Origin of the sequence: Alcanivorax sp. MD8A, from assembly GCF_002888555.1 — a bacterium.
Taxonomy (GTDB): Bacteria; Pseudomonadota; Gammaproteobacteria; order Pseudomonadales; family Alcanivoracaceae; genus Alcanivorax.
This window is the reverse complement of sequence record NZ_AQOQ01000011.1, coordinates 103,775-114,705: the sequence shown is the minus strand read 5'-3', so window position 1 is coordinate 114,705 and position 10,931 is coordinate 103,775. Positions and strand designations below refer to the sequence as shown.

Annotated in this window: 9 protein-coding genes and 1 tRNA gene; 7 read left to right on the top strand and 3 right to left on the bottom strand. The window is 58.4% G+C overall.

Annotated features, from left to right (window positions below; all coding sequences use genetic code 11):
- Positions 1–110: 110 nt before the first annotated feature.
- Complete coding sequence (locus A15D_RS07980; protein WP_102791485.1) at positions 111–1,553, bottom strand: thrombospondin type 3 repeat-containing protein; 1,443 nt, start codon at positions 1,551–1,553, stop codon at positions 111–113.
- Between the two features lie 10 nt (positions 1,554–1,563).
- Positions 1,564–2,655, bottom strand: a complete 1,092-nt coding sequence (locus A15D_RS07975) for an OmpA family protein (protein WP_102791484.1) — start codon at positions 2,653–2,655, stop codon at positions 1,564–1,566.
- 252 nt (positions 2,656–2,907) lie between these two features.
- On the opposite strand from A15D_RS07975, the gene A15D_RS07970 reads away from it, so the two are divergent.
- From A15D_RS07970 to A15D_RS07940, 7 genes are all read left to right on the top strand, one after another.
- The gene (locus A15D_RS07970) at positions 2,908–4,884 is read left to right on the top strand and encodes a neutral/alkaline non-lysosomal ceramidase N-terminal domain-containing protein (protein ID WP_233192155.1); all 1,977 of its coding nucleotides are present in this window, start codon (positions 2,908–2,910) and stop codon (positions 4,882–4,884) included.
- Between the two features lie 55 nt (positions 4,885–4,939).
- The gene (locus A15D_RS07965; protein WP_102791482.1) at positions 4,940–5,548 is read left to right on the top strand and encodes a hypothetical protein; all 609 of its coding nucleotides are present in this window, start codon (positions 4,940–4,942) and stop codon (positions 5,546–5,548) included.
- 29 nt (positions 5,549–5,577) lie between these two features.
- On the top strand, positions 5,578–6,720 hold the full coding sequence (locus tag A15D_RS07960) for a CaiB/BaiF CoA-transferase family protein (protein WP_199175821.1): 1,143 nt from the start codon (positions 5,578–5,580) through the stop codon (positions 6,718–6,720).
- A gap of 80 nt (positions 6,721–6,800) precedes the next feature.
- Positions 6,801–7,427 (top strand): peptide-methionine (S)-S-oxide reductase MsrA, encoded by a 627-nt coding sequence (gene msrA, locus A15D_RS07955; RefSeq protein ID WP_102791493.1) that lies wholly within the window; start codon positions 6,801–6,803, stop codon positions 7,425–7,427.
- Entirely contained in the window at positions 7,427–7,846 is a 420-nt protein-coding gene (gene msrB / locus A15D_RS07950) for a peptide-methionine (R)-S-oxide reductase MsrB (protein WP_102791481.1), read from the top strand. Before msrA ends, msrB begins: the two co-directional genes overlap by 1 nt.
- Positions 7,847–8,064: 218 nt before the next feature.
- Entirely contained in the window at positions 8,065–9,576 is a 1,512-nt protein-coding gene (locus A15D_RS07945) for a 4-hydroxyphenylacetate 3-hydroxylase family protein (protein WP_022986679.1), read from the top strand.
- A 60-nt stretch (positions 9,577–9,636) separates the two neighbouring features.
- A tRNA-Thr gene (locus A15D_RS07940) sits at positions 9,637–9,712 on the top strand.
- A gap of 136 nt (positions 9,713–9,848) precedes the next feature.
- Here A15D_RS07940 and A15D_RS07935 read toward each other — a convergent pair.
- A complete protein-coding gene (locus A15D_RS07935; RefSeq protein ID WP_102791480.1) occupies positions 9,849–10,916 on the bottom strand; it encodes a transporter in 1,068 nt (355 codons plus the stop codon).
- Positions 10,917–10,931 lie beyond the last annotated feature (15 nt).

Here is a 10,931-nt window from a genome sequence, read left to right as displayed (position 1 = left end):
GGGATGGACAACATAGAATCTCCTACGGCGCGGTGGGAGGAGACTGCAGTGGCAGCGCAATAAAAAAGGGGCCCGAAGGCCCCTTAATAATCCTGACTCATTGTAAGCAATCAGGGCGTACCCACACAGATATCATGGATACGGAAGCTCTTGTTGGCATTCACCAGGCCAGCGTAGTCCAGCTGGATGGAGTCGAATGCCACGGCCGGGGCCGGTGCAGAGATAAAGCGCTGGTCCGAGTTGGCACCCAGTCCCAGCAGGTCCAGATCCAGCACACCGCCACCGACCGTAGCGCTATCCACCTCAACCCCATCATCGAAGAAGCGGATGGTGGTGAAGTTGCCCAGTAACTCCAGGTTCAGCAGCTGGGATGCAGGATCACTCACCACAAAACCCACCATGCTGTCGCTGATATCCATCGCCGGGTTATTGGCTACGGCTTTCACATACCCACCACCATAGATCAGGGCAGCCCCGATATTAATCTGCGCAAAGGTGGCGTTCATGTTGTCGATGGCATTGCCCTCGTCATCTACAGAGCACCCGAGGCACACACCCAATACAGCGCTGTCAGCGGTGTAATCGGCCGTAGTCAAAGGCTGATAGGTGGTAGCAGCAGAGCAAGTGAACCCGTCGTCGTCACAGACATCACCTTTGCCATCGCCATCACCGTCTGCCTGATCGGCGTTGGTAATGGTCGGGCAGTTATCGGTCGTATCCGGAACGCCATCGCCGTCAGTGTCAGTGGGATCACCGCCACCGCCGTCACAGACATCGCCAATGCCATTGCCATCGCTATCTGCCTGGTCAGCGTTGGCGGTCAGCGGGCAGTTGTCAGTGTCGTTGGGTACGCCATCACCATCACGGTCGTCATCACACACGTCGCCGATACCGTCAACGTCCTGATCCGCCTGGTCGGTGTTCGGGGTGTTCAGACAGTTATCATTGGTGTCGAGGATAGTGTCACCATCACGGTCATCTTCACAGACATCACCAATACCATCGGTATCCAGGTCCGCCTGATCAGCGTTCGGCGTGTACACACAGTTGTCGGTGGTGTTGGGCACACCATCACCATCTGCGTCATCATCACAAACGTCGCCGATACCATCGTTATCCACATCACCCTGTTCCGGGTTGAAGATGGTCGGGCAGTTGTCTACGCCATCATCGATACCGTCCTTGTCCTGGTCGTTATCCTGGTCACAGGCATCACCAATGCCATCACCATCGGCATCTTCCTGGTTGGGGTTCGGTACCAGCGGGCAGTTGTCGGTGGGGTTGTCTTCACCATCACCGTCGCGGTCGTCATCACACACGTCACCAATACCATCGCCGTCCTGATCTTCCTGCATGGCGTTAGCCATGGTCGGACAGTTGTCCACATTATCAGGTATACCGTCACGGTCCTGATCGTTGGTACGGGTTACTGGCGGGTTGTTAGTCCCACCGTTATTACTGTCACCATCACCATCGGCCTCACAGCCTGCCAGACCGAGGCCCAGCAGGGTGGCCAGCATGATGGCGGAGAGGGATTTCATCTGCACTTTCATGACTGTTCTCCTACTGTTCACTAACGCGGAATTCAACGCGACGGTTCATGGCTCGGCCGGAAGCGGTTTCATTACTGGCTACCGGATCCACTTCACCATACCCACGAGCGGTGAGACGTTCCGCCGCTACACCCTGGTCCACAAGATACTGGCGCACTGCATGCGCACGCTGGTCCGACAGGTTTTCGTTATATTCCGCAGAACCGGAGCTGTCGGTATGGCCGGCAACCTCCACATTGAAATCGGTCTGGGCATTCAGGGATGCCGCCAGTCGATCCAGAGTGGGACGAGACGTTGCGGTGATTTTCGAAGAGTTCAGCTCAAAGCCGATATTGTTGAAGGAAATGGTCTGATTCTTGATCAGACAGCCATCGCCATCCACCTTACCGCCAGCGAGAGTGTTCGGGCATTTATCACGGTTGTCCGGGATGCCATCGCCATCGGTATCGGCAGCAGCGACTTCAACAACCTTTTCTACCTCGCGGGTTTCATAAACGATCTTTTCCACTTCTACCGTTTTGGTCACACCCAGAGGCACTTCCAGGCCCAGCGAGAAACGCCAGTCGTTGAAACCACCCTCATCTTCCGACGGTGTGCCGGTGATGCCGTCAAAATCGTCGTACATGTAACGGGCGTCAAAACGCATTTTCAGACCGTTATCAAACAATGGGCCGGTCACCGCACCTACACCCACATTGGCATGCAGGTTCAGGCCATCATCATCGTCCGGTACCACGTCTTCGTAGACACCACCGATCTGGGCCAGAACAAAAGGCGTAAACCCCTTACGGTCACCGAAGGCATAGGCCACACCCGTACTGATGATGTACTGGTAGAAATCCGCTGAGCCTTCCACACCGGAATCCAGGCCATAACCGGCACCTTCGGTCTCCCACCACCAGTGCTCGGAAATTTCGCGACCATAAATCAGGCCTGCACCCAGACCGTTTCGGGAAAGATCACGGTCCTCGTCAAGTACCAGATAATGGAGCATGGGTGCGACGTACTGCCGCGTGGTTTCCTGGCTGTCTTCGGCAGCCAGCGACTGCGTCGCCAAGGCTACTCCAAGAGCCAGAGTGGTTAATCGAGTGCTTCCGTTCATGACTACCCCCCTTGGGTATTAATGATCTGTGCAATCATTGGAATAGTCCGGAAGCCAAAAAAAAACAGAGATCCCGTGGCGTTGCGTTGCTGAAATGTTGTGTGCAATCCGTTGTTGGTGTTTTGTGTTTCCGGGTGTTGTTTTACGTATCCTTCACTACCCGAAAGCGCCAAATTGCAGGCTTGTGTGTACAGCACCAATATTGCACCATAGTGCCAATTAATGAATTGCGATAAAAACCGAGTCTTCCCTGTGCCTAAACGTCCTGCTAAATACGGCATCGCGATTGCCCTGTTGGGCCTGTTTGCTGCATTACTCCACACCGCGTGGCCGTTCCTGTTTTATCCCGTTACCACGCTGACTATTGCCCTTGAGCAATCGTCTTCCTATGCAAAAACCTCAACCGCCCAGGCAGGCATTGCCGAGCGTGACATCACCCCACCACCGGGATTGCCAAAATTTGGCTACTCCGCCTGGGCCAGAGAAGCAGATGGGTTCCGCACCCGATTAAAGGCCCGGGCGTTCTACTTGCAGGGCCCGGATCAGGCGCCACTGGCCATTGTGCAACTGGATCTGGGCAGCGGTTCATTGCCCCTGCATCACCGCGTCGCAGAGCTCATCGAAACCACCGGTGTGCCTGCCCACCGTCTCAGCCTGCTGGTCACACACACCCATTCCGGGCCCGGCCAATACTTGGGTAGCGATTTCTATAATGTGTTTGGCAGTAACCGTCCCGGGTTTGACCCAGCCCTGTTTGAGTTCCTTAGCCAACAGATTGCCGATGCCGTCATCGCCGCCCATGCCAATCGAAAGGACGCCCGTTTTGCTACCGGCCAGGCGGATTTGTATGGCTATACCCGCAATCGCTCATTTGAGGCCTGGCAGAACAATTTCGTGACGCCCCCACACAGTGATGCCATGCAGGCCGTCAACCCGACCATGACCATGCTGCGGATTGATCAACGTGAGGGGGACCATTTTGTCCCGGCGGGCGCCCTCTCGCTCTATTCCATTCATGGCACCGCAATCCCTCCGTTTACCGCTCCCTACCATGCCGATGTCTGGCACTGGATCAGCCGGCAACTGGAGCAGGCATTGGTGGATCGTCAGCCGGGCTTTATCCATGGCGCCGCCCAGGCGACCCATGCAGACAACAACCCAGCCTGGCAGGAAGATTTGCGAGGCGATAAAGAGGCACAACGCATCGGCACAGCACTGGGCAATCATGCTGTACAGCTCTTTCACCAGCTGGAGTCCGAGCTCTCTCCCACGCTGATGACGAAAACCGCCAGCCGCCAGCTGGACCTGCTTGAACAGACCGATAGCGCACGCTTTGGCTTGTGCGAGCGGGCAATCACAGGGACTGCTGTGGTCGGCGCCGCCAACGGGGACGAGGTCTTCCCGATCTCATGGCTGCCGTATTTTCAGGAAGGCTGGCCCCGGCGGCTCTTCACCGATCACTGCCAGGGTGTCAAACAATGGATGCTCTCCAAACTGCAGCTGCTGTTACCCGCGCAAGCATTCCCGCATCAGGCATTACTCCAGGTGATCCAGATCAACGATCTGGTACTTGTGCCACTGCCCTGGGAGATCACCCTTGAAAGCGGTAACCGCATACGCGAAGCCGTGATGGAGACCCTGCCAGCCGACCGGCCATGGAAGGTCGAAGTCTCAAGCCTCGCCAACGGCTATTTCGGGTATGCCGTCACCCCGGAGGAGTACCAGCACCAGTATTACGAAGGCGGCCACACTCTCTATGGTCCCCATACACTGGATTTCCTGATGGCCCAGAGCGCCCGCCTGAGCCAGGACATGCAGCAACAGGACATCAATGACATCCCCGCCGAACAACACTTCCGGCTGCGTACACGACAGTACTTTCCTGCACCAACTGATGCCCCGCTGCCCGAGCGCACCTGGGTTGGCAAGCCCCGTTATCATCCCGATGACGGACTGGCAGGCGCCTACTGGGAAGCGCAGCTGGTGGCGGAACCTCCAGAGCAACTGAGACTGAATTCCCCGTTGCTGGCCGTCCATTGTGACGACCAGATCATCACCGATGAAAGCGGTACCCTGCAGCTGCTCGATACCGGAGAGACCCACTCGTCAGGTCACCGCTATCAGGTTCGCTGGTTCCCGGCACAAGGTGGCGACACCGGCCTGTGCAAGCTGGCGGTTCATCTGCCTGCCAACCCGGTCAAAGTTCGGTTGTCTGCAGCACTGCAGTAGCTGTGAGCCGGGCACAGCACTGCTACACTGAACGCCTTGATCAAGGAGAGACATCATGCGTTCCCTGCTATCTGTGCTGCTGCCCGCCGTTCTGCTCAGTGGTTGCGCCAGCACCACCGACGTAGCCACCCGTTACACCAGCGACAAAACCTACGCCGCTACCGATACCCTCCTGCTGGTGGCCCGTACCCCGGAAGGCAACATCCGTGAAACCTGGGAACTCACCTGCAAGGAAATATTTTCCGGCAATTCGTTGACCATTTTGCTCAGCCATCAGGAAATCCCGTTATGGTACGAGGGCGGAAAAGACCGCATCCTTGACTGGGCGCAAAAGCAGGGAGTGGACAGAATTCTCATGGTGGAACTGACCCACCTGCTGATTGACGCTGCGCAGCCCCCACAGCCCGGTAACCAGCTCAACCCCATGGATGTGAACAACAACGACATCCAGCCCACCTGGCAGGTAGGCATTGGTGGCAAGCTGGAAAAAGAAGAGATACCGGATGCACTGCGGCAGCACGGAGCCGAGCTGATCTCCGGGCAAGGCAAGCCGATCTGGACCGGTATCGCCACCACCCACGAGGCCAGCAACACCGTTGCCATTGCCAAAAGCCAGTGTCAGGCGCTGCGCAAAACGCTGAGGGAACAACAACTGATTCCCTGATCCTGATTCCTGACAAATGGATACCCCCTATGACAGGCCCTCTACACGGACTGACCTTTATCGAACTGGCCGGCATTGGCCCCGGCCCCTTCTGCGGCATGATGCTGGCCGACATGGGCGCCACCGTCATCCGCGTTGACCGCCCCGGCGGCAACCCGCACTCGGCCATCGGCCATACCGTGCTGTTCCGCAACCGCCAGAACCTGGCACTGGACCTGAAAAGCCCGGAAGGCATCGAAACAGTACTCACACTCTGCGAAACCGCAGACGGCATTTTCGAAGGCTTCCGCCCCGGCGTCACCGAGCGTCTGGGCATTGGCCCGGAACAGTGTATGGCCCGCAACCCGAAACTGGTCTACGGACGCATGACCGGCTGGGGCCAGACTGGCCCGCTGGCCCAGGCCGCCGGCCACGACATGAACTACATTTCCCTCTCCGGCGCCCTGCACGCCATGGGGCGCTCCGGTGAAAAACCGGCGATCCCCCTTAACCTGGTGGGCGACTTCGGTGGCGGCGGCATGATGCTGGCGTTCGGCCTGGTGTGTGCCGCTCTGGAAGCCCAACGCTCCGGCGAAGGCCAGGTGGTGGATACCTCCATGGTCGAAGGCTCGGCCGCGCTCATGGCCATGTTCTACGGGCTCAAATCCCAGGGGCTGTTTACCGACCAGCGCGGCACCCACATGCTGGACTCCGGCGCCCACTTCTACGAAGTGTACGAAACCGCCGACGGAAAATACGTCTCTATCGGCAGCATCGAGCCCCAGTTCTACGCTGAACTGTGTCGCATCGCCGAGCTGCCGGCAGACGATTTCGGCCACCAGATGAACCCGCCCAAGTGGCCGGAAATGAAACAAAAGCTGGCGGACGTCATCAAACAGAAAAGCCGTGATGAGTGGTCTGAGCTCATGGAAGGCACCGATGTGTGCTTTGCGCCGGTATTGAGCATTGAAGAAGCGCCTTCGCATCCTCATAACGTAGCCAGAGGCTCGTTCGTCACTGTGAACGGCAGCGTACAACCCGCCCCGACACCGCGCTTTTCCCGCAGTGCCAGTGGCGAGGTCAAACCTGCCAACACCGCCGGTGCCGACAGCACTGCCGTGCTGCGCAACGCCGGCTTCAGCGACGACGCCATCGACAAACTGATCGCCAGTGGTGCGGTAAAACAGGACTGACCGTCCTGCGCTCCACCGGCTCTCCTCAGCCCGTCCCGGTCCGCCGGGGCGGCTCTCAGGAGCCCATGGAGGACACAGGCATGCGCAACCCGGTTATCCCCGGCACCACCCTCGCGATCCACCCCGAACGCTTCCCCGATGCTGCCATCGACCTGCCCGCCAACGGCCGCCAAAAAGCCGTTCTCGGCGGTGGCTGTTTCTGGTGTGTAGAGGCGGTCTACCTGAACCTTGAAGGTGTCCACGCCGTGGTGTCTGGCTACGCCGGTGGTGACCCCGACAAGGCCAACTATGAGGCGGTGTGCAGCGGCACCTCCGGCCATGCAGAAGTGGTGGAAATCGACTACGACAGCACGGTCATCTCCTATGGAGAATTGCTGAAGGTGTTCTTCTCGGTGGCACACGATCCCACCCAGAAAGACCGCCAGGGCAACGATCGTGGCCCCCAATACCGTTCCTCGATTTTCACTGCCAACGACGAAGAAAAACGGGTGGCCGAAGCCTATATCCAGCAGCTGGACAACGCCGGGGCTTTCACCGCCCCCATCGTCACCACACTGGAACCCCTTGACGCATTTTTCCCGGGCGAGGCCTACCATCAGAACTTCGCCCGGCGTAACCCGCAACAGGGTTACATCCGTGCGGTAGCTCAACCCAAAGTGGAAAAACTGATCCAGTCCTTCCCCGACAAACTGAAAGGAGATGCCTGATGGCCACGTCTTCCAGCGGCTATGACCTGACCCCGCTGAGCGATGCCGAAAAGCAGCAAAACGCCGCCAACCTGACCGACGAAGAGCGCCGTATCCTGCTCAATCAGGGAACCGAGCCACCGTTCTGTGGCGGCCTGCTCGATAACAAGGAAGACGGGGTCTACCACTGCAAACTGTGTGACCTGCCGCTGTTCAGTTCGGCCAGCAAATTCGAATCCGGGACCGGCTGGCCCAGCTTTTATGCGCCTTTTGATAACGAGCATATTCGTGAACTGCGCGACACCAGCCACGGCATGATCCGCGTGGAAATCCGCTGCGCCCGGTGCGACGGCCACCTGGGCCATGTGTTCCCCGATGGTCCTCCACCCACAGGCCAGCGTTACTGCCTGAACTCTGCCTCGATGACGTTCAAGGCATAACCCACCCCGTTTTCCGCAGGGGCCTCCCCCATGGCCCCTGTCATCTGCCTTCCCTCCGGCACCACAGCCGCCCTGACTAGACCGCAGAGCACAGCGTCCGAATCTGTCATTGCCTCCTGTTACACTCTGTATACCATCGGATTCAGACCCCCAAGTCATTCCAAAGGCCCGCGGCTCCACCCGCCGGCCCCGATATCGGCAAGATCACAGGAGGCATCATGAACGCCGCGACCCCTGCCCCGACCCGCGAAGAATCCGCCCAGGACCGCTGGGACCGTATCCCCGTCATCAAGACCGGTGACGACTATCTGGCCAGCCTGCGTAACCGTGGCACCCGCCTGTTCCTTTTTGGCGAACTGATCGACGAACCCGCCGATCACCCCATTATCAAGCCGAGCATCAATGCCCTGCGCGCCAGCTATGACCTGGCCATCGAGGATCCCGAGCTGGCTACGGCCTGGTCACCGCTGATCGAGCAGCAGGTCAACCGGTTTCTGCACATCGTGGAATCGCCCTCGGACCTGGTGAAAAAGAACAAGATGCAGCGTCGCATGGGCCAGATTACCGGCACCTGCTTCCAGCGTTGCACTGGCCTGGACACCATTAGTGTGCTGCACTCGGTCACTTACGAAATCGACGAGAAACACGGCACCCAATACCACCAGCGTTACCTGGAATTTCTGAAGGAAGCGCAGCGCAAGAACATCCTGATTGCCGCCGGCATGACCGACCCCAAAGGGGACCGCAGCAAGCGCCCCGCAGAACAGGCCGACCCGGACATGTTCATGCGGGTGACCCGACGCACCGACAAGGGCATCTACGTCAAAGGCGTAAAAGCCCACATGACCGGTGGCTGGAACCAGCACTGGATCTGTGTACTGCCCACCATGAACCTGACTGAAGGCGACAAGGATTACGCCGTGGTCGGGATGATCCCCGGCGACGCCGAAGGCATCACCTATATCTACGGCCGTCAGAGCTGCGACACCCGCGCCCTGGAAGGCGGCGATATCGACCAGGGCAACGCCCAGTACGGCGGCCAGGAAGTGCTGGTCTACTTTGATGACGTTTTCATCCCCAACGAGCACGTATTCATGGATGGCGAATACGAATTCGCCCAGGAGCTAGTCACCCGCTTTACCGCCTACCACCGCGCAAGCTACGTGTGCAAAACCGGCTTGGGCGACGTCATGGTGGGCGCGGCTGCCTCCATCGTCGAATACAACGGCCTGGAAAAAGTCAGCCACATTCGCGACAAACTGGTGGAGATGACTCACCTCAACGAGACCATCTACTCCTCCGGTATTGCCAGCTCCCACGAAGCGAAAAAGATGCCCAGCGGCATCTACATGAACGACACCATGCTGGCGAATGTGTGCAAGCACAACGTGACCCGCTTCCCCTACGAGATCTCCCGTCTGGCCCAGGATCTTGCCGGCGGCATCATGGTCACCATGCCCAGCGAACAGGATCTGGACAATGAAGAAGCCGGCGACATCATCCGTCGCTTCCTCAAAGGCCGTGACGACATCCCCACCGAAGATCGCATGCGTATCCTGCGACTCATCGAGAACATGACACTGGGCCGCAATGCGGTGGGTTATCTCACCGAGTCCATGCATGGGGCCGGCAGCCCGCAGGCCCAGCGCATTCAGATTTTGCGTGGCATGGAGGTGGAGAAGAAGAAGTGGCACGCCCGCAAACTGGCTGGCATCAAACAGGAAGCGTGATTCCTGCTTGCCTGCACGGGGCGTCCTGCTAGAATGGCGCGCGCCCCGTAAGCCGGGCATGCCGGGATAGCTCAGTCGGTAGAGCAACTGATTCGTAATCAGTAGGTCCGCGGTTCGATTCCGCGTTCCGGCACCATTAAGAACACAAAAAAGCCGCGCCCTCCCGGGCGCGGCTTTTTTTGTACCGCAAAACCATCAAGGCAGTCCGTAGGATCGTCGCTCGCGGCGCGATACCGATCCAGGGTAAAACCCGTTTCCCCCAGACAACACAATCATTTGCCGCCGAAGGCTTTCTGCCAACCGACAGTGAAGGTGTAATCCGTTTCCATCTGAATGCCGTGCAGGGATTCCTGTACCGGCGCCTTGTATTCCATTGCCAGGCGATGCCCTTTCAGTGCGCCATTCTTGCCCAGCAGGTTCAGGCCAACACCGATATCCAGACGCTGGCCTCCCTTGGCTTCCGGGTCTGCAGCGGGGTTCATCATCGGGGAAATGGTCAGATCTTCCGCTTCACCATGGATATCCGACCACCAGCTCTTGTAGGCCGCCACGGATACCGACGCCCAGGGCGCGAGCGGTTTGGCTGCCCAGGCGGTAAGGAACTTTCGAGACCCCAGTTTGTAGCCCTGATCGTTCTCATCCAGTGCAATTCTGGCGCTGGCCTGGGCGCCCCAGCTCCAGCTAGCGTATTGCTTGTTCAGGGTAATTCCCGGACGAGCCTCGTAACTGCCAGAGCCCAGCTGCATGGGATATGGCAGCTGCAATTCCTGCCCTGCCATGGGGATGTAGTCCTCTTCCTCGATAGACCCTGTCGGCAGGCCCAGCACCAGATTCAGGTGCAAACGGTAGCCACCTTGATCATAGAACTTGTACAACCCGCCCACGCTGACATCACCAATACCGGACGTTTCCGTATCGAACTCGTCTTCCATGGTGTTCATCATCATGGTCATACGGGTTTTGGTCGTCATTTCGTTGGTGCTGTAAGGCAACATGGCCAGCAGGGTCAGGTTGTCCGTGGGCGCATACATGGCGCCGACCATGTGCATTTCCATGGTCATATCGTAAGGCAGGGCTTTCATGTTCATTGGGCCCATGCCGGGGATCTCGTCGAACGCCTCATTGGTGCTCAGCGAGTCACTGCCAGACTTGGCTCCACTCATGCCCATACCCATGTAGCGGTAGGACAACATCCATTCCCCCTTGGCATGGGTATGGTCGCCCATGACGGAAATGGGGGCATGGCTATCCGCACGGCCACCGTCGTAATGGCCCCAGGCCAGACCAGAAGTAGCAAGAATGGCAGCTGCCAGCGTGCAGCGAGTGAAAGTCGTCGACATGCGTATTCCCCGTTG